This window comes from Pirellulimonas nuda (assembly GCF_007750855.1).
GTDB lineage: Bacteria > Planctomycetota > Planctomycetia > Pirellulales > Lacipirellulaceae > Pirellulimonas > Pirellulimonas nuda.
The window spans coordinates 4,391,376-4,410,318 of sequence record NZ_CP036291.1; the positions used below are offsets into that span (position 1 = coordinate 4,391,376).

Annotated in this window: 20 protein-coding genes; 8 read left to right on the plus strand and 12 right to left on the minus strand. The window is 67.7% G+C overall.

Going from position 1 to position 18,943, the window contains the following annotated elements; translation table 11 throughout:
• Positions 1-37 precede the first annotated feature (37 nt).
• Complete coding sequence (locus Pla175_RS17040) at positions 38-598, minus strand: isochorismatase family protein (protein ID WP_145287797.1); 561 nt, start codon at positions 596-598, stop codon at positions 38-40.
• A 108-nt stretch (positions 599-706) separates the two neighbouring features.
• Here Pla175_RS17040 and Pla175_RS26150 point away from each other — a divergent pair, with 108 nt between their 5' ends.
• The 3 genes from Pla175_RS26150 to hslU all read left to right on the plus strand — a co-directional run bounded on the left by Pla175_RS26150 (position 707) and on the right by hslU (position 2,987).
• Positions 707-877 carry a hypothetical protein gene (locus Pla175_RS26150; protein WP_197526925.1) on the plus strand — a complete coding sequence of 57 codons (171 nt, stop codon included), beginning with the start codon at positions 707-709 and terminating at the stop codon, positions 875-877.
• 133 nt (positions 878-1,010) lie between these two features.
• A complete protein-coding gene (gene hslV, locus Pla175_RS17045; RefSeq protein WP_145287801.1) occupies positions 1,011-1,550 on the plus strand; it encodes an ATP-dependent protease subunit HslV in 540 nt (179 codons plus the stop codon).
• A gap of 90 nt (positions 1,551-1,640) precedes the next feature.
• Positions 1,641-2,987 carry an ATP-dependent protease ATPase subunit HslU gene (gene hslU, locus Pla175_RS17050; RefSeq protein WP_145287807.1) on the plus strand — a complete coding sequence of 449 codons (1,347 nt, stop codon included), beginning with the start codon at positions 1,641-1,643 and terminating at the stop codon, positions 2,985-2,987.
• Between the two features lie 19 nt (positions 2,988-3,006).
• Here the strand turns inward: hslU and tsaE are convergent, their stop codons facing one another.
• The 7 genes from tsaE to Pla175_RS17085 form a co-directional block, all read right to left on the minus strand.
• On the minus strand, positions 3,007-3,429 hold the full coding sequence (gene tsaE / locus Pla175_RS17055; RefSeq protein WP_145287810.1) for a tRNA (adenosine(37)-N6)-threonylcarbamoyltransferase complex ATPase subunit type 1 TsaE: 423 nt from the start codon (positions 3,427-3,429) through the stop codon (positions 3,007-3,009).
• A gap of 8 nt (positions 3,430-3,437) precedes the next feature.
• Positions 3,438-4,367 (minus strand): thiamine-phosphate kinase, encoded by a 930-nt coding sequence (gene thiL / locus Pla175_RS17060; protein ID WP_145287813.1) that lies wholly within the window; start codon positions 4,365-4,367, stop codon positions 3,438-3,440.
• Between the two features lie 33 nt (positions 4,368-4,400).
• Entirely contained in the window at positions 4,401-5,780 is a 1,380-nt protein-coding gene (locus Pla175_RS17065; RefSeq protein WP_231953942.1) for a trypsin-like peptidase domain-containing protein, read from the minus strand.
• 317 nt (positions 5,781-6,097) lie between these two features.
• Positions 6,098-6,568 carry a hypothetical protein gene (locus Pla175_RS17070; protein WP_145287815.1) on the minus strand — a complete coding sequence of 157 codons (471 nt, stop codon included), beginning with the start codon at positions 6,566-6,568 and terminating at the stop codon, positions 6,098-6,100.
• 196 nt (positions 6,569-6,764) lie between these two features.
• Entirely contained in the window at positions 6,765-8,489 is a 1,725-nt protein-coding gene (gene polX / locus Pla175_RS17075) for a DNA polymerase/3'-5' exonuclease PolX (protein WP_145287818.1), read from the minus strand.
• Positions 8,490-8,738: 249 nt separating this feature from the next.
• Positions 8,739-9,422 (minus strand): HAD family hydrolase, encoded by a 684-nt coding sequence (locus Pla175_RS17080; RefSeq protein ID WP_145287821.1) that lies wholly within the window; start codon positions 9,420-9,422, stop codon positions 8,739-8,741.
• Positions 9,423-9,497: 75 nt separating this feature from the next.
• Positions 9,498-9,992, minus strand: coding sequence for a peptide chain release factor family protein (locus tag Pla175_RS17085; protein WP_197526926.1), 495 nt, complete (start codon positions 9,990-9,992; stop codon positions 9,498-9,500).
• Positions 9,993-10,204: 212 nt separating this feature from the next.
• On the opposite strand from Pla175_RS17085, the gene Pla175_RS17090 reads away from it, so the two are divergent.
• On the plus strand, positions 10,205-10,741 hold the full coding sequence (locus Pla175_RS17090) for a PH domain-containing protein (protein ID WP_197526927.1): 537 nt from the start codon (positions 10,205-10,207) through the stop codon (positions 10,739-10,741).
• A 157-nt stretch (positions 10,742-10,898) separates the two neighbouring features.
• Entirely contained in the window at positions 10,899-11,426 is a 528-nt protein-coding gene (locus Pla175_RS17095) for a thioredoxin family protein (protein ID WP_145287826.1), read from the plus strand.
• A gap of 48 nt (positions 11,427-11,474) precedes the next feature.
• Here Pla175_RS17095 and hemB read toward each other — a convergent pair whose 3' ends face one another.
• The gene (hemB, locus tag Pla175_RS17100) at positions 11,475-12,473 is read right to left on the minus strand and encodes a porphobilinogen synthase (protein WP_145287829.1); all 999 of its coding nucleotides are present in this window, start codon (positions 12,471-12,473) and stop codon (positions 11,475-11,477) included.
• 99 nt (positions 12,474-12,572) lie between these two features.
• On the opposite strand from hemB, the gene Pla175_RS17105 reads away from it, so the two are divergent.
• Positions 12,573-13,061 (plus strand): hypothetical protein, encoded by a 489-nt coding sequence (locus Pla175_RS17105; RefSeq protein ID WP_145287832.1) that lies wholly within the window; start codon positions 12,573-12,575, stop codon positions 13,059-13,061.
• Positions 13,062-13,181: 120 nt separating this feature from the next.
• Positions 13,182-13,748: a Uma2 family endonuclease gene (locus tag Pla175_RS17110; protein WP_145287835.1), complete on the plus strand. Its 567-nt coding sequence runs from the start codon at positions 13,182-13,184 to the stop codon at positions 13,746-13,748.
• Positions 13,749-13,889: 141 nt separating this feature from the next.
• Here the strand turns inward: Pla175_RS17110 and ade are convergent, their stop codons facing one another.
• Positions 13,890-15,527 carry an adenine deaminase gene (gene ade, locus Pla175_RS17115; protein ID WP_145287838.1) on the minus strand — a complete coding sequence of 546 codons (1,638 nt, stop codon included), beginning with the start codon at positions 15,525-15,527 and terminating at the stop codon, positions 13,890-13,892.
• A 404-nt stretch (positions 15,528-15,931) separates the two neighbouring features.
• Here ade and Pla175_RS17120 point away from each other — a divergent pair, with 404 nt between their 5' ends.
• Positions 15,932-17,443 carry a DUF6666 family protein gene (locus Pla175_RS17120; RefSeq protein ID WP_145287841.1) on the plus strand — a complete coding sequence of 504 codons (1,512 nt, stop codon included), beginning with the start codon at positions 15,932-15,934 and terminating at the stop codon, positions 17,441-17,443.
• Between the two features lie 103 nt (positions 17,444-17,546).
• Here Pla175_RS17120 and Pla175_RS17125 read toward each other — a convergent pair whose 3' ends face one another.
• Together Pla175_RS17125 and Pla175_RS17130 are read right to left on the minus strand one after the other, a co-directional pair.
• Entirely contained in the window at positions 17,547-17,972 is a 426-nt protein-coding gene (locus tag Pla175_RS17125; protein ID WP_145287844.1) for a hypothetical protein, read from the minus strand.
• A gap of 24 nt (positions 17,973-17,996) precedes the next feature.
• Positions 17,997-18,770 (minus strand): ImmA/IrrE family metallo-endopeptidase, encoded by a 774-nt coding sequence (locus tag Pla175_RS17130; RefSeq protein WP_197526928.1) that lies wholly within the window; start codon positions 18,768-18,770, stop codon positions 17,997-17,999.
• Between the last annotated feature and the right edge of the window lie 173 nt (positions 18,771-18,943).

The following is an 18,943-nucleotide window of genomic DNA, read 5'->3' on the forward strand; positions in this document are numbered from 1 at the left end:
ATGGGTCAGCGTCCGCCTGCGGCGGTCTCGACCCGTCCTACAATTCTTCTTTTACCAGCGAGCTGATCTTGCGGAACGCTTCGTGCTTAGCGTCCGCGCACCACTCGAACATCGCCGCCTCGGTGGTGGTGAGCGTCACCCCGGCGCACTCCATCCGCCGCAGCGCGGTAGCGTGGTCGATCGCGTGGCGAGAGCTGACTGCGTCGAGGGCGACATAGACGCGGAAGCCCTCGGCCAACAGGTCGAGGGCGGTTTGCGCGACGCAGACGTGCGTCTCGATGCCGCACAGCAGCACCCGGAAGCGGCCCTGCGCGGCCAGCGCCCCCTTCAGGCCTTCGGCGCCGCAGCCGCTGAAGGCCGATTTGACGAGCGTTTGCGAGAGACGCTGCGCCAGCGAGCCCTCCGTGCCCCCCAGCTTCTCGGGGACCTGCTCGGTCGCTAGCGCCGGCACGCCGAGCGCCGCCGCGGCGTCCAGCAGCCGACGGGCGTTCCAGACGATTGCTGGGCCGTCGGGCTCGGTCGCCAGCAGCCGCGTTTGCACGTCGACCACCAGCAGCGTGGTGTCGTCTGCGTTCATGAGGTCGGGGCTGCGGCTCATCGGCGGGGCTCGGTCGGCATTTTCTGGTGGTCGCTAGCGTTTGGGCAAGGATAATAGCGGAGGCCGGCGCCCGGCTACTCCTCGCCCGCCCCACCCCAGGCCCCGCGTTTGTCCAAGAAAGACAAAACCCTCTGTGATTGGACCAAGCACGATATCCGCGATCGGGCAGAAGAGCTCTACGCCATTGTCCGTTCGCCGAAGTATGTGTGCCTCAAGTGTGCGCGGAGCGCCTGCGACAAGAAGCACCTCTGCAAGCCTACCGAACTACCGAAGAAGTGAGTCGGGCCGTGCCTGACACAGCGCCAGTCGGTTGACAGTTGGTGCGCAAAGCCTCCTCCGGCCCGGCGTCGGGTACGGCCTGACCTACGGCCGTCCCTAGCCGCGCGGGGGGCTGGCGCCGACAATCAACGGCATGAAACGCCCGCGCATCCGCTCGACCACCATCCTTACTGTCCGCCGCGACGGCGTTGTCGCCATGGGGGGGGACGGCCAGGTAAGCATGGGGGACACCGTGATGAAAGCGGACGCCCGCAAGGTGCGGCCGCTGGCGGACGGGCGTGTGCTGACCGGGTTCGCCGGGAGCGCGGCCGACGCGTTCGCCCTGCTGGAGCGGTTTGAGGCGAAGCTCAAGGACTACCCCGGCAATATGGTGCGGGCGGCGACAGAGCTGGCCAAGGATTGGCGGACCGACCGCGCCCTCCGCAGGCTCGAAGCGCTCATCGCGGTCGCCAGCTCGACCGACACGCTGCTGGTCTCTGGCACCGGCGACGTGATCCAGCCCTCGGACGGCGTGCTGGGGATCGGCTCCGGCGGCAACTACGCCACCGCCGCGGCCCGGGCGCTGCTTGCGCACTCGACGCTCTCGGCCGAGCAGGTCGTGCGCGAGTCGCTCAAGATCGCCGCAGACATTTGTGTCTACTCAAACCAGAACATCCTTGTGGAAACGCTTTAGTCAGTTGCCATTGATCCGTTTTTGATTGGACGGACGCGCAAGCGATCCCGGCTGGATCAACGGGCAACGGGCAATTGGCAACCGACGAACATGGAACAACTCACCCCCCGCGAGATTGTTGCGGCGCTCGACCGCCACATTGTCGGCCAGGCAGACGCGAAGCGCGCGGTCGCCGTAGCGATCCGCAACCGTTGGCGACGGCAGCAATTGGACGACGACCTCCGCCGCGAGGTGGCGCCGAAGAACATCCTGATGATCGGCCCGACCGGCGTCGGCAAGACCGAGATCGCCCGTCGGCTGGCCAAGCTGACCGGCGCGCCGTTCGTGAAGGTCGAGGCGTCGAAGTACACCGAGGTGGGCTACTACGGGCGCGACGTTGAGAGCATGGTGCGCGAGCTGGTAGAAAACGCCATCGGCATCGTCCGGGCCACGGAGCTCGAGTCGGTGCGTGAAGAGGCCGAGCGCCGCGTCGAGGACCGCTTGGTTGAGCTGCTGGCCCCCACGCCGCACAGCTACGACGTCGGCGCCGGCAGCGAGAACACGCCGGAGCGGCACGAGCGGACCCGCGAGAAGATGCGCGCCATGCTGCGGGCCGGGAGCCTGGACGATCGCCAGGTAGAGATCGCCGTCGAGCAGAAGATGAAGGCGATGATGATGCCGGGCATGGGCCCCGGCGGCGGGGGCGACATGGACTTCGACCTGCAGGGGATGATGGAGAAGATCCTCCCCAAGCAGGTAAACCGCCGCGAGATGAGCGTGAAGGACGCACGCCGCGTGCTGTTCGAACAAGAAGTCGAGCAGCTCATCAACCAAGAGAAGGTCAACGCCGCGGCGATCGAGCTGGCGGAGAACCTCGGCATCTTGTTCATCGACGAGGTCGACAAGGTGGTGGCCAGCGAGGGGGGCAAGGGGGCGGACGTCTCGCGCCAGGGGGTGCAGCGCGACCTGCTGCCGATCGTCGAAGGGACCACCGTGCAGACTCGGTACGGCTATGTGAAGACCGACCACGTGCTCTTTGTCGCCGCCGGCGCCTTCCACAAGGTGAGCCCCAGCGACCTGATGCCGGAGCTGCAGGGGCGGTTCCCGATCCGCGTGGAGCTGAGCGATCTAACCAAGGAAGACTTTGTCCGCATCCTGACGGAGCCCAAGACGTCGCTCACGCGGCAGTACGAGGCGCTGCTAAAGACCGAGGGCGTGTCGCTCGACTTCCGCCCCGACGCGATCGAGTCGCTCGCCGAGTACGCGTTCAACCTCAATCAGAAGACTCAGAACATCGGCGCCCGCCGGCTCTACACCATCATGGAGCGGCTGCTGGAAGAGCTGAGCTTCGAAGCCCCCGACATGAAGATGGGCCGGGTAGAAGTGAACGCAGCGTACGTGAAAGAGCGGCTGGAGGAGATCGCGAAGGACGAAGACTTGAGCCGGTTCATTTTGTGATCTCGGTCAACCGTGCTTCCTAAACCCCGTTGATCGTCACACGCCTACCGTCTCCCTCCAGGGGCTCGATCTGGATCGTCACGACGCCCGGCGGCAGGCAGCGCTGGACGCGGTCGCCCCACTCGATGAACGTCAGCCCCCCCGCCGCGAAGTACTCTTCCGGGCCGAGTTCGAGAAACTCGTCGTCGTCCCGCAGCCTATAGGCGTCGAAGTGGAACACCGGCATACGGCCGGAGCGGTACTCGTTCACGAGCACGAACGTGGGGCTGGTCACGTCCTCGGCTACGCCCAGCGCGCGGCACACGGCCTGCACCAGGCGCGTCTTGCCGGCGCCCAGCGGCCCGATCAGGGCGACCACGCGGCCGGCGGGCAGTTCGGCGGCTAGGCGTTGTCCCAGCCGTTCGGTGTCCGATTCGTCCGCCAGTTCGAGGACGGTTGCCATGGCGATCGCTAGCGGTGGAGGTAGCCGAAGGCCGGCAGTGGTTTGAGCGTACCGTCTGCCCCCCTGCCCTGAAGGCCCGCGCCGGCCACGCACTCGCCGACCTGGGTGATCGAAAGACCCGCGGGCTGCTCGCGGAGGATCCGCTGGGCCTCTGCGGGGGGCGCCGCGAGCAGCAGCTCGAAGTCCTCGCCGTCGCTCAGGGCGTGCTCCAGCGGCGAGCGCCCCGACTTGGCGGAGCGTCGTACGGCGGCCGCGTCGATCGGCACCGCCGCGAGATCAATCACGGCGCCGACTCCGCTCGCCTCGGCGAGCCTGCTGAGGTCCAGCGACAGGCCGTCCGTGATGTCCATGCCGGCGTGCAGCTCGTAGGCGTCGCGCAGCGCGATGGCTTCTCGCACGCGGGGCGCGAAATCGAGGTGCGCGCCCAACAGGCTGCCACCCAGCGGCCCGGTCACCAGCAGCGCGTCGCCCGGCGCGGCGCCGGCGCGCGTCAGCGACCCGCGGGGGTGGGCCTCGCCGAGGATAACGATGTCGATCACCAGGCCCCCCGACCACGTGTTGGTGTCGCCGCCGGCGATCGTCAGGTCGAACCGCTCGGCCAGCGGCAGCAGGCCGGCGTAGAGCCCCTGGCACAGGGCGAGCGCGTCGAGGCCGCCGGCGCCCTCGCGCGGAGCGAGCAGGCTCACCACGGCCGCGACGGGGGTCGCCGCCATGGCCGCCAGGTCGCTCAGGTTCACCGCCAAAGCCTTGTGGCCGATCTGCTGCGGCGAGGCGCTTCCAGAGTCGAAATGGACCCCTTCGGCCAACAGGTCTGACGAGACCACTAGGTCGCGCCGGGCGCCCCACGCCAGCACGGCCGCGTCGTCACCGGGGCCCAGCTTCAGGCGGGGCGACGCGGGGAGCCGGTCGCGGAGCCACTGAACGAATGCGTCTTCCATGGGGCGATTGGAACGCCCCGCCCGGCGCCGCGCCTAGCGGCGGATGGCGCCCCCCGACGTGGCGGCGGCCGTCCTAGTGGCGGCGATCTTCAGGTCCCCGTACAGCGTCTTCTCACCGCGGAGGATGTAGAAGCGGAAGTCCTCCAGCCGGCCCGCGTTCGCCTGGGAGACGATGTACCGCACGTCGCTGTCGCTGGCGGTCTCCCAGGTGTGCATGCCGACCAGGATGTCTCCCTCGCGGATCCCCTTCGCAGCGGCGGGGCTGTCCGCACGGACGTCCAGCACCCGCATGCCGCCGGAGTAGCGTGAGCCCGACTTGGCGAAGGTCTCGCGGGGCTCCTCTCGCAACGACAAGCCGAACAGCTCCCAGGAGTCGTCCGGCGTGGCGACCGGCGTGACCTGCTGCGCCACCGACCCGGCGCCCCCGCGTCCGAGGGTCATCGACAGGGCGATCCGCTCGCCGCCCCGGACGACTTCTACCGGCACCGTGGCGCCGCTCCGCTGTCCCAGCAGGGCGCGCTCGAGGTCGAGGGCGCGGTGGGTCTCGACTTCGCCGACCCGCTTCACGATGTCGCCCGGCTGCAGCTCGATGCGTGCGGCCGGCGAGTTGGGGGCGACGCGGCGGACAACCAACCGGCCGCCGTCTTCGCTCTCGGTGACGCTGGTCACGCCGTGCGTGACCCCCTCGAGCCGCTGGATGCTCATCAGGTCTGCGGCGATCTCCATCGCCTTGTCGACCGGGATCGCAAAGCCGATCCCCTGGGCGCCCGCCCGCACGGCGACGTTCACCCCGACCATCCGCCCCTCGATGTTCAGCAGCGGGCCGCCGGAGTTGCCCGGGTTGATGCTGGCGTCGGTCTGGATGAGGTCTTCGTAGGCCTGCGTCTCGCTGACCTGCACGTCGCGGTGCTGGGCCGAGACGATGCCGCGGGTGACGGTGTGCTCGTAGCCGTAGGCGTTGCCGACGGCGATGACCGACTCGCCGGTCATCAGGTCGGAGGAAGAGCCGATCTCGATCACCGGCAGCTCGCGGCCGGTGCGGATCCGGATCACGGCCAGGTCGGTCCGCTTGTCGGCGGCCACCGGCGTGGCGATGTAGCTGCGTCCGTCGTCCAGCTTGACGTTGATCTGTCGGACCCCGTCTACCACGTGGGCGTTGGTGAGGATGTAGCCACGCGGGTCGATCACCACCCCCGTGCCCATGCCGTTCACGCTGCGAGAGGTCTCGCCCGCGGCGGTCGCCTCGCTGACGATCTTTTGACCCTGGATGTTGACCACCGAGGATTTGACCGCCTCGACCGCGACGACGATCGGCGATCGCCGCGCCTCGCTTACTTCCGCGCAGCAGTGGCGCGTGGTAGAGAGCGAGGTCAATGCGACCGCGGTCGCTAGCATCAGTCTTTGGATGGGCATCGGGCGACGGTCGGCGGGGCCAGGTGGGTCGTGCGGTGGCGCCGGCGGCGGGCGTGGGGGCGTGGCGCCCGACTAGCCTTTCGCGTGCAAAGCAAGGATCGGCCGCATGTTACGATCGGCTTAAGACGCACGACCGGCCGGCGTCACAGACGCCCTACCTTGACACCCGCCTGCACGAAGCCCGTAAACCATGCTCAAGGCGAGAGAAACCGCACGCTGATGCGGGCAAACCGGGGCCTAGCCCAGACCCGGGGTGATGGACCGGCCGCCGCCGGGACGCCCTGCGGCGATTGGCCGCAGTGGCTTGCCCGTCGCCTCTAGAACTGCGGGCCGGCGTGTTCGAACATCGCCGCGGTGGGCACTGGCGCGAACACCGGCCGCGTTGGGGCGGGAAAGAACCTGCCGGGCGGGCCGGGGGGGAGGGGCACCTCGGGCTCTTTGTGCGGGATCTTGCAGGCGCCCAGCAGCGACGGAATCGGGCAGCCGGCCTCGAACTCACAACCCGCCGCGTCGCACGTTGCGTCCAAAGGCGCTTCGCACGGGGCGACGCCGCAAACCGGTTCGGCACAGCCGCCGTCGCAAGCGTCGCCGCAGCAGACGCCGGCGCCGCAGCCCAATCCACAGGGCTCGAGCCACTCGCGGCGTAGATGCGCAAGACACCTATCCGCCGGCCCCGGCGAGTAGCCCACCGGCACTACCGGGGCGCCGCAGCCACACGGCGCGCCGATCTGGCAGCCGGCGGCCATGAGGCAGCCCAGCGCCACGAGCGCGGTTCGGATTGTTGGCATCACAGCTAGCACTCGACGGCCGCTTGGCGTGGTAGACGGACCGCCCCCCTTCCCTGCAATCATCGGTCACCGGCGCCCGCAACTTCGGCAAAACCGGCAAACTCTGCCCAGCTTATGAGAGCACGCGCCCTACGGTCGGTCAGGCCGTGCCGGACAAGACCGCGGGCAAGCAAGCGGCCGACAGGCACTGCCCGATCTACTTGCGGCCGACCAGCTTTTTCAGCTCGCTCCATGAAAGCGTGTTTGCGACGTCGCTAGCGGTGAGCCCGCCGCGTCGCGCCTGGAGGACTCCGTAGCGCAGCACGTCGAGCCCCTCGATGCGGTGGGCGTCGGAGCTGATGACGATCGGCACGCCGTGCTTCTTGGCCAGCGCGCAGTGCTGGTCGTTCAGGTCGAGCCGCGCCGGGTTGGCGTTCAGCTCCAGCAGCTTGCCCGCCGCGGCCGCGGCCGCGACCAGCCGCTCGATATCCACGTCGTACGCCTCGCGGCGGTTGATCAGCCGGCCGGTGGGGTGGGCGACGATCGACACGTGCTTGTGCTCAACCGCCCCCAGCAGCCGCTCCATAATCTGGCTGCGGGGCTGCGACTGGCCGTAGTGCAGGCTAGCGATCACCCAGTCGGCCTCGGCCAGCACGTCGTCCGGAAGGTCCATGCCGCCCCGTTCGAGGATGTCGCACTCGATCCCCTTGAGCACCTCGATACTGTCAAATTCTTTGCGGACCAGGTCGATCTCTCGCCACTGTTCGCGCAGCCGTTCCGGCGTGAGCCCACCCGCCATGCTGACGCGTTGCGAGTGGTCGGTGATCGCGATGTACTTCAGCCCGCGGTCCTTGGCCGCCTGCACCATTTCGCGCAGGCTCGCCCGGCCGTCGGTCGCGGTGGTGTGCATGTGCAGGTCGCCCCGCAGGTCGGCCAGCTCAATGAGCTTCGGGGCCTGCTTGAGGTCGAACTCGCCGCGGTCTTCTCGCAACTCCGGCGCCGGCGTGACCAGGTCGAGCAGTGTGTAGACCTCGTCCTCCGTGGCGCCCCCGACACGCTCCCCCTCGGCTCCGTCTTTGCCCACCCGGAACACGCCCCACTCGTTTACTTTTAAGCCGCGGTCCTTCGCTAGGCCGCGGAGCTTGACGTTGTGCTCCTTCGAGCCGGTGAAGTACTGCAGCGCGGCGCCGAACGACTCGGCGGGCATCACCCGCAGGTCGACCTGCATCCCGGTGTCGAGCCGGACCGACATCTTGGTGTCGCCGCGGGCGAGCGTCTCGGCGATGCCGGGGAACTCCGCCAGGCGGTCCATCACCGGGCCGTGATCGGGGGCGTCGGCCAGCAGGTCGAGGTCGCCGACGGTCTCCTTGCCACGCCGGTAGCTGCCGGCCGCTTCGAGCCGGCGCACGCCCGGGGCGCCCTCCAGGTGCGCAAGCAGTTCTTGCACGGTCGCGTCGGCGGTCGCCCAGTAAACACGCTCCTGGGCGTGCGCGGCGAAGTCGATGCCCGCCAGGATGGCCTCTTCGGTCTTGTCGCCAAAACCCTTGAGCGCGCGTACCTTGTGCTCCTCGCACGCCGCGCGCAGCATCTCGAGCGACACGATGCCCAACTCCTTGTGCAACGCGGCCGCCTTCTTGGGCCCCAGCCCCGGGATCCGCAGCAGCGCGAGCACCCCAGGGGGCACCGCGGAGCGGAGCTCGTCGAGCATCGCTGTACGCCCGGCGGTCGTCAGCTCGGCGATCTTCTCGGCAAGGTCCTTGCCGATGCCGTCGAGCTTCGTCAGGTCGGCGCCCTCGTCGACCATCGCGGCCAGAGACTCCGAGAGGTCGCGCACCTTGCGCGCCGCGTTGCGGTAGGCCCGCACCCGGAACGGGTTGGCGGCCTGGAACTCCAACAGGTCGGCGATCTCGTCGAACGCGTCGGCGATTTTTGGGTTGTTCATGGCGGGGAAGCTAAGTTAGCGGCGGCAGGCTGCCGCGAAAAACCTTGACCACGGTTAGCACGGATTTCATGGATGACGATTGCCGCGAAAAGGCACAAAAAGCACAAAGGACGGAAAGACGAATGACCAAGTCGCAATGACCGATGCACCTACCGTTCGTTCTAGGGAAACGAAGTTCGGTCGTCCTTTTTGTGCATTTTGTGCCTTTTCGTGGCCAGCTTAAGCCGTGCTATCCGTGGTTCCCTTCGTCTAAGCGGCCAGCCACGCCACGATCTGTTCCTGGTCTTCCAGCGTCTCTACCAGCAGGTCGGGCGACTCGGCCGCGAGCGCGGCCCGGTCGACAAAGCCTGTGGGCACCGCGACGGCCTTGGCGCCGATCGAGCGGGCGCAGCGTATGTCGTGCTCGGTGTCGCCGATCACGACGATCGTCTCGACCGGAGAGATATCGGTGCGATGGAACCGCTCACGCGCCGCCGCGCGGGCCGCTTCGGCGATGGCGCTGCGGTCGCAGTGGGCGTCGCCGAAGCCGCCGAACGGGAATCGTTCCCACAAGCCAAAGTGCGACAGCTTGATGCGGGCGCCCTCGACCACGTTGCCGGTGAGCAACCCGACCAGCACGCCGTCCATCGCTTCGAGCCGCTCTATCAGAGGGAGCACCCCCGGCAGCACGGCGCCTTGGCGCTCGGCGAGCGCCGCCGGGAGTCGGCGGGTGTACCCGGCGAGGAAGGCATTCCAGGTGGCGTCGGTGGCCTCAAGCCCGTGGGCCAAGAATAAGTCGTGCGCGATCGCCCGGTCGCTGCGACCGGAGAACGAGATCTCGCTCGAAAGGTCCGGCACCCCCAGGTCCTCGGCAAACGTCTGCGCGAACGCCAGTTGCCCGGCGCCGCCGGTTTGGATCAGGGTCCCGTCGATATCGAATAGGCATGCTTTCATGATGGGGGATTGTAGGGCGCCGCCCCTGGAGCGTCGAAGCGCCCGCCTGAAACCAGCGATCGGCGTACCCGATAGCTACCTGAGCGGCGGCTGCCCACGCTCAGTGCGGGCGCCGTTGAGCAGCGCCAGCGCCGCCGGCCCGTGCTTCAAGAGCCGCACCAACTGCGTGCGGCTAACGCCCATCCGCTCGGCGGCGACCGCGTCGTCCCAGTCCTCCGCGGCCAGCACATCGAGCGCCTCGGCCAGCAGTGACGGGAAGTCGTCGTGCTCGGGGTTTACTGCGATCCGCGATCCACGCAGCCGGCCTCGCCACAGCTCCGAACGCTCGGCCGGCGGCGAAGTGCGGACCTGCAGCGCGAGTGCTACCCGCAGGCGGAACTGCGCCACCCGCAGGTTTTCTGCCTGACTCCGACGCTCGTTGGCTTCGGCCGCGACACCCGTCGGCTCGTGCGTCAGCACCACCGCGGTCTCGACCTTGTTGCGGTGCTGCCCCCCCGGCCCGCCGCGCCGCTGCCGGCGTGAAGCGCACTGGGCCATCAGGGCGTCGGTAGTGAGGGCGGCGGGGTGCAAGCGAGGTGAGTGGTGAGTCGTGGGTAGATTCGTTAATGGTAGTCATTAGTGAGCCGGGGCGTCCCCGCCCCCGGCGGGTTACGAAACGCCCCGGGGGGCGGGGACGCCCCGGCTCACACGGGCTCAACCTATCGACAGCGGTTGGCGGATGCATAAAACTCAAGCGGCGTGGGCATCCGACCCACCACTCACCATCCTCGATTCACCCCCCAATGCAAGCCATCGCCGGCGTCAGCCCTGCCGCGGTCCGCGAGTCGACCGTCATGGTCGTCTGGCCGTCGATTTGCGCCGGGCCCTGGGGCCGCTGGCTAGGGCGTTGGTACGGGGTCCGCGCCGGGGTGACCGTGGCCGGGGTGCCGCTGACGCTGGGCTGGGCCGCGGTGTTTGCATCGATCCCGCTCGCACTGCTGCTCTATTTCGACAAGAAGGTGCCGCGGATCCCGCTGGTGTTTGTCGGTTGGAGCAACCCGAGCTGCCGACGCTACCGGCTCACGAACCGCCGGGTGCTGGTGGAGCACCCCTTCGAGGGGACGCTCATCGCGTCGCTGCCGCTCGATCGGTTCGACGAGGTCCGTGTCGAGACGCTGCCCGGCCAGGCGTGGTTCAACGCCGGCGACCTTGTCTTCATGCAGGAGGGGGTCGAGCGGCTCCGGCTGCCCGGCGTTAACCGCCCGGAGCCCTTCCGCCAAACGTGCCTGAAGACGCAGCAAGCACGCCTGGGCGTGCTAGCGTGCACGCCGCAGGCGTAGCGGGTCGGGCGCGACCGCGCTTGTGACCGGCCGCGTTACAACCGGCACAACCCGGACCGTGCGTCGCCGCACGCTGCTGGGCGCCGCCAAGGGCCGAAGAAGATGGCATCGCCCGCCCCCACTCGCTTCTGAGCCGATCGCTCAGCAAGGAGCCGCTATGCCACGCTGGATTCTCTGCACGCTCACCCTGGCCGTCGCGCCGCTGGCCGCCCAGGCGCAAGCGCCCCGCCTGCTTCCGACGGTTCAGCCACAAGCGACCCATGCGGCCATCGCGCCCGTGGGGACTACGCCGGCGGCGCCTGCGCCGCTGTTCCGTCACGCGAGCATCGACGCCGCCTGGTCGGCGACACAGCAGTCGGGCAGGCCGATGTTGGTTTATGTCACCAGCGACAACTGCTTCTACTGCAAGAAGATGCAGATCGAAACGCTCGCGCAGCCACAGATCGCCCGCGGGGTCGCCGCGATGACCGAGCCGGCGATCGTAAACGCGTCGCAGTCGCCCGAGATGACCAAGCTGCTCCGCGTGCGCGCGTTCCCCACCACGCTGGTGATCTCGTCGGAGAACCGCGTCATCGGCAAGATCGAAGGCTTCGTCGAACCGACGGAGTTTGCCGAGCGCGTCTGGCCGGTGCTGCGAGTCGCCGCGGAAACAACGACACAGCAACGCCGCATCGCGAAGCAATAGCGCGTTGTAGGATGGGTCAGCGTCCGCCTGCGGCGGGCTCGATCCATCCTACTTGCGCAGCAACTGGGCGGCTTCGATGGCGAAGTAGGTCAGCACACCGTCGGCGCCGGCCCGCTTGAAGGCGAGCAGGCTCTCGAGCACGACCTTGTCGCGGTCGAGCCAGCCGTTGCCAGCGGCGGCGGCCAGCATCGCGTACTCGCCGCTCACCTGGTAGGCGAACGTCGGCGCGGCGAACGTCTCTTTTACGCGGCGGACGATGTCTAGGTAGGGCATGCCCGGCTTGACCATCACCGCGTCGGCGCCCTCGGCCAGGTCGAGCGCCACCTCGCGCAGCGCCTCGTCGCTGTTGGCCGGGTTCATCTGGTAGGTCGACTTGCTCATGCCGGCCAGGTTGCTGGCCGAACCGACCGCGTCTCGAAACGGCCCGTAGAACGCCGAGGCGTACTTGGCCGCGTAGGCCAGCAGCGCCACGCGCCCCTGCCCCGCCTCGTCGAGCGCCCGACGGACCGCGCCGATCCGGCCGTCCATCATGTCGCTGGGGGCGATCACGTCGCACCCCGCCTGGGCCTGCACGATGGCCTGCCTGCAGAGCGCCGACACGCTTTCGTCATTCACCACGTAGCCGTCACGCACCAGCCCGTCCTGCCCGTGGCTGGTGTAGGGGTCGAGCGCTACGTCGCAGATCACCCCCAGCCGATCGCCTAGTTGCTGCTTCACCGCACGCGTGGCCCGGCAGACGAGGTTCTCTGGGTTGAAGGCCTCGGCGGCGTCTTCGGACTTCTTTCCCGGATCGGTTGCCGGAAAAATGGCGATCGCGGGGACGCCCAGCTCTTCCGCCTGGGCGGCTACTTCGGGGAGCAGTTCGACGGGGTGGCGGAATACGCCGGGCATCGACGGGATCGCCTGCCGCTGGGCGCCCTCGCACACGAACACGGGTAGGATCAGGTCGCCGGGCGTAAGCGTGTTCTCTTGCACCAGGGCTTGAGACCATCCCCAGCGGCGGAGTCGGCGGAGGCGGGTTGTGGGGAAACTGCCTGGAAACGTCATGGCGGAAAATCCGGAGCGCGGGGTGGCGTTGGGCGCAGTGGGCAATCCCTTCTAGAATCCGCTACCCGGCCCGCCATTAACAGGGCCTACGAGCGAAACATGCCCGATCCAGAACCACAGCACCAAGCCGCTCCCCCGACGCCCGCCGATGCGCGGCCCGCGGGCCCGCCGAAGATTAGTGTCGGCGCGTTCGAGTTCACCTCGGTGGGCGTCCGCGTACGCGGCAAGCCCGGTGTGGAACAGTGGAAGGGCCCGCTGGAGTTCGCCCTGTGGTGCCAGAAGGCGGGCCCGTGGTGGATCGGCGACCTGCTGAACGCCGGCGAGGGGAGCTTCGGCGAGATGTTCAGCCAGATGTGCGAGGGGCTCGTCTCCCCGGACATGCTCAACCGCTACGCGGCGGTGGCGCGGAAGGTGCCGATCGAGAACCGCACCCCCAACCAAAGCTGGTCCGCCCACGCCAACGTGGCGCGGCTCGATGTCGGTTTGCAGCGCCGCTTCCTGAAGGCCGCGATCCGCGAGGGTTGGAGCAGCGAGGAGCTGCGGGTGAAGGTGCGGGACTTTTGTCGTGAGGAAGGGGGCACGCGGTAGTCTCTCGCAGAGGCGCCCAGACGCAGAGGATCTACCTTCGCCCTCTCCGCGAGAGTTTTCAGGTTAGCACTCCGGAATGGCTATACTTCGAACATAGCCGCTGACCAGAAGGAGCCCAGCATGAGCCCGGCCGAGGTCTCTACCATCACCGCCGAAGAGATGCTGTCGATGCCCGAGAGCGAGGGATGCGAGCTCGTTGATGGACAACTCTTGGAGAAGAATTTGGGCGCCAAGTCGGGCTGGATTGGTGGAAGACTACTCTCGCTTCTTGATCGATACTCGGACGACGGACGAAACGGATGGGCGTTCCCAAGTGAGTGCGGCATCCAGTGCATTCCCAACGAACCCAACCGCGTGCTCAAACCCGATGCGTTCTTTCTCCGCCCGAGCCGCTTGCCCGGTGAACAGATCCCGGATGGCTGGGTGCGGGTCGCACCGGACCTAGCCGCCGAAGTGGTGTCGCCCAACGACCTCTACTCCGATGTCGAACAGAAGGTCGAAGAGTATCTGGAAGCGGGGGTGAAGTTGGTGTGGGTGATTGACCCCGTCACGCGCACCGCAATGGTCTACCGCCCGAGAGGCGCCCAACCGTCGCGGCTTTCGATCGATGGCGAGCTGTCGGGCGAAGACGTGCTGCCGGGGTTCAAGTGCCAGGTGGCGGCGTTGTTTCCGGAGGCGCAGCGCTAGCCTGTTAGAGGGGGATAGGTGAAACGAGCGCAGCGAGTGCAGACCCATCATGCGATAGAGCCACATCATGGGTCTGCGTCTGGATGGGTCTGCGTCCGGGCGCCACTGCGTCTGGGCGCCTCTGCGAGAGAGACGTGCTCCTCACTCAAATAATTCCACAAACCGGAACGCCTCGCCATCGAACAGCCCCTGGTCGCTTAGCTTCAGCGCCGGGATCACCAGCAGGGCCATGAACGACAGCGTCATGTAGGGCGCCCGCAGCGGCGAGCCCCACGCTTTGACGAGCTTGTCGAGCGTGCCGTAGGCGGCGGCTACTTCGTCGCAGGTTCCGGTGGCCATCAGGCCGGCGATCGGCAGCGGCAGCACCTCGGCCGCCCCATCCGCGCCGCACGCGGCGCTCAGCCCGCCGCCGGCGTCCATCACCAGGTTGATGGCGGCGGCCAGATCGGCGTCGCTTACGCCAACGGCGATCACGTTGTGCGAGTCGTGGGCCACGCTGGAGGCCATCGCGCCGCGCTTCAGCCCGAAGTTCTTCACGAACGCAAACGCCGGCGCCGCCGCATGGTAGCGGTTGACGACCACCATCTTCAGCACGTCGCCCTCGGGGTCGCTAACGACCGCGCCCGATTCGACCCTCGGCGTTGCCAACAGCGATCCGGTCACCAACTGGCCGTCGACGGCTTCGATCACGCGCAGCCGGCCGGGGTGCGGATCGAGACGCAGGTCCTCAGCCGACACCGACCGGGCGACGAACTGGTTCACCGGGTCGATCGGAACGCTGCTGATCAGCGACTTGCCGCGCTCGGCCACTAGCCGGCCGTCGATCCAGGTGCGGAGCACGCGCGGCGCCGTGAGCGAATCGACCTCGATGAAGTCTGCCGGGTCCCCCTCGCGTAGCAGGCCGACATCCAGCTTGTAGTGCTGCACCGGGTTGACGCAGGCGGCGCGCAGCACATTGAACAGCTCGACCCCCAGCCCCAGCGCGCGGCGCACCAAGGCGTCGATGTGCCCCAGCACCAGCTCGTCCGGGTGCTTGTCGTCGCTGCACAGCATGCAGTGGGCGGGGTGCTCGCTCAGCAGCGGCCACAGCGCCTCAAAGTTGCGTGCGGCGGAGCCCTCGCGGATGGCGATGCGGCAGCCCGCTTCGATCTTGTCGAGCGCTTCGTCCTTGGTGAAGCACTCGTGGTCGGTGCTCATGCCGGCCGCCACGTACTGGGCGGCCAGCTCGCCCCGCAGCCCCGGGGCGTGGCCGTCGATCGGCTTGCCGCGCTCGTTGGCGGCAGCGATCTTGGCGTGGCAGTCGGGGTCGCCCCCCAGCACGCCCGGGAAGTTCATCATCTCGCTGAGGTACGCGATGCGCGGGTCGTCCAGCAGCCGCTCGACCTCTTCGACGCTGATCTCGGCGCCGGCGGTCTCGAAGGTGGTGGCCGGCACGCACGAGGGGGCGCCGAAGGCGATCTTCAGCGGCGTCTGGGCGGCGTTCTCCAGCATCCACTCGACCCCCGCCACGCCCAGCACGTTGCCGATCTCGTGCGGGTCGCTCACCGTGGCCACCACGCCGTGCGTCATGGCTTTGCGGGCGAACTCGGTCGGCGCCAGCATCGAGCTCTCGATGTGCACGTGGGCGTCGACAAAGCCAGGCATTAGGTAGGTCGCCGGCGCATCATCGACGGGCGTGATGCTCGCGATGCGGCCCCCAAGGACGGTCACCTCGCCGGGGAAGACGCGACGCTGGTGCACGTCTACTACTTGTCCGCGAATAGTGAAGTCTTCTGCCATCGGTGCTGGCGCCTTCGGTGTTATGGCCACTCAAGAGAACGCTTAACCACGGATAGCACGGATAGCACGGATTTCACGGATTTCACGGATGAAACCTGGCAGGTCATTGCTTCGCCCCGGAGCAACTCCAAAGGCGGCGCTTTCCCATATTCTTCGTGAAATCCTTGCTATCGGTGGTCGGAGCGTCCGTTCGTTGAACGGCAAATATCATCCATCGCCCATTGGCTGTCGAGCATCGGCTGCTAGCGACGCGATAAAGTTTGCCGGTTGGGCGATCTTTTCCGAAAGCTCCGGCGCCGGGGCGCCGATACCTTTCTTCAAGCAGTGATCCAGGGGGGCCTGGCGCACGGCATGAGCGCGATTTTTGCGCGACCGCCGAGCACAACGCTCCCCGAGGATATCCCATGCGACGCGGATTGCACCCCGTAATTGCCGCCCCGCTGGCTCTTGTTCTGCTCATCGCCCCCGCGGTGGAGGCTCAGAGCGGTCTCCCCTGGAAGCGGCCAACCGTATCGAGCGCGCCGGCCCAGGCCGATCAGCACTCGCAGCAGCGTTTCGGCGCCGCCAATCAATCAGTGCGGGTGGTCTACGACGACGCCCCGCAAGAGCCGCAAGTCGTCGCCACCCGTCAGGTGGCGCCCAGCGGCCGTCCGCCCCAACCCATGGCGATGCGGACCCGTGTCGCTCAGTACGAAGAAGAACTCCCCGATGGCGGGACGCCGGAGGCGGTTCCAACGCCGGCCAAAAAGCCGAGTTCGTCGCCGACACGGATGCCACAGCCGTCGATGCAGCCCCAAGCGATGTCGTACGGCCCGGAGATGTCGGGGCCGATGATGTACGAGGGTTCGTGCCCGTGCGGCCAGTGCGACTCTGGCGCCTGCGACTCCTGCCCCTGTGAGCCCGGTTGCGGCTTCCCCGAATGCGGGTGCGGCGTGCCTGACTGCGGGTGCCCCATCGACCCCTACGCGGTCGGCGGCTGCGGCGATGCGTGCGGTGTGAATGGGTGCGGCGACTGCGTCGGCCCGTGCCACTGCGGAAGCCTGGGTCACTGTGCGGAGCGGGGCGCGATCCCCTTGATCCTGTACATCCCGCCGATCATGGACTTCAACGCCTTCGTCGGCGTGCACGGTTTCAAGAACCCGCTGGACTACCCCACGGGCAGCCCCCAGGGCAACGACGGCAGCAACTTCGGCATCCACGAAGGGCTGAACGCCGGCGGCAAGATGGCGTGGCTGCCGTTCCCGGGCCTCGGCTACCAGATTGGCTTCCAAGCGGTGCAGAGCCGGTTCTCGGGCAACGCGGCGACCGGATCGTCGAGCACCGAAGTGCATCAGCAGTTCCTCACCGCCGGGTTGTTCCACCGCTGCCCGGTGGGCCTGAATTACGGTCTGGTGTACGACTACATGAACGACGACCGTCCCAACCGGAGCGGCAACTTGCTCTCCAGCCGTTACGACTTCCACCAAGTACGTGGCCTGGTCAGCATCCGGAACAACGGGTGCAAAGAAGTAGGCTTCATGTTCACCGGTGGGGGCGGCGGCAACTCCTCGAGCCTGACCCCTAGCTCGCTCAACCAGCTTGAACCGGCCGACCAGTACTCGTTCTTCTACCGGCTGCACGGCAAGCAGGGTGGCGAGGTCACCGGCTTCGCCGGCTGGACGAGCAACAGCAAGGGGCTGTTCGGCGCCAACAGTTGGACGCCGCTGAACGACCGCTGGTCGCTCAACTCCGCCTTCACGTACATGATCCCCGAAGACAAGCCCAACGGCCAAGGATCGCTGGACGAAGGCTGGAACCTGAGCGTCAACCTGGTGTGGCACTACGGCTGCACGGCCAAGAGCCGGTACCGCAACCCGTTCCGCCCGATGTTCGACGTGGCCGACAACGGCTCGATGATTATCGACCGCACGCCGTAGGCGGGGCGATCTGATCTCAAGCGTAACCAAGATTGAAAGCAAGCCGGACCGGCGACGGTCCGGCTTGCATTCTTACATGTGCCGCTATCGGCGCCGCCTGCTGTCACTTGGGCGTCGGAATCAGATCGACGCGCATACAGAATATTAGCGTCACCGCGGCTACCAACAGAAGCGCCAGCAGGGTCCCTGACAGGAACAAGAGGGTTCGCAGCCAAGTCGCAGGGCCGACGAACCAAGTCCAGTACCCCTCGGCGATAGGTCCCGCCAGGTAGCTCGCATTGGCCACGCACGCACCGATGACGGACAATCTCACGGCATCGGCTACTTCTCCTGCGAGCGCCGAGATGACGAGCAGCGGAAGCGTTGCAACGCCCAGCACCGCGTTGTAAACCCACCGCCGCTTCTCCCAGGCCACGACCACGCGGCCGATCTCTAGCCGCTTGCGTTCTGGTTCGCTGAGCCCGTCGAACGCGGCATCGTGCGGGCCCCCCTCAACAAGGGGCGCCGCGTACGGGTTGCTTTCGGTCATGCGGGCATTCTAACCCAGTACTTCTTACTCGTCCCCCCACAGCTCTGTCCGCATCACCTCGCGCCGCCAACCCGGCTCGTGCACCGGCCAACAGCGCACGCGGGCGAGCGGCCCGCCGCCCTTCGACCACTGGCTAGGTTCACTCAACCGGTGGGTCCGCTGCTGAGAGTCCGACTCAATCTCAGAGAGCGGCGGCCGCAGGCCCGGCAGGCTGGAGCGCCGCCAAGTGACTCGGCCGTGGTCGAACACGGTCACCACCACCGGCGCACGGGCCACCAGCAGCGTCCGCCGCGCCAGTAGTTCCCAACTTGCGGTCGCGTAGCGCCGTTTGAGGTCGGCCAGGTCGTCGTCCAGCAGCTCGCTGTCCCCCGCTAGCCAGCGGCGCGGGGCGAGCAGGCAGCCCGCCAGTTCGTTGGCGACGCGTTCTCGGGCGTCGGGCCGGACCGCGTACGACTCCAGCGCAAGCTGCCCGAAGACGCGCCAAGCGAACGCCTCGCCGATCTCGTGCGCCACCGCAAAGTGGCGGCGTTCTGGCCGCGCCTCGGGGCTCAGTGCGATCACCGCCACGCCGCCGCAAGCCGAATCGTCCGCCAGCCTCACCAAACGGGCCCGGTGCACGCCGTCGCCCCAACCGTGCTGACCGTCGGGCGCCCCGTCGTCCGCCACGATCAGCCCGAGCCGATCGGCTGCCAGAAACGCGTCGACCGGCGGCTCGTCGATGCCGGCCTCCCACAGCAGATCGGACGCACAACGCTCGATCGCGTCTTGCCATTCTTCAAAGGGGATGTCTGCGAGCATGCTGGAGCTCCGGGGGCCAATGGTGTTCACCCGTATACTATTCGCACACCCGCGCATTGCAAGCGAATTTTTCGGCAAGGGAAGAAGACGCGGTTCGGCGCGTTGTGCGTGGCTTGTCAACAGAGCGGTGCTGCTGCCACAATCAGGAGTTTGCCGATCCCACCTGACTCGGG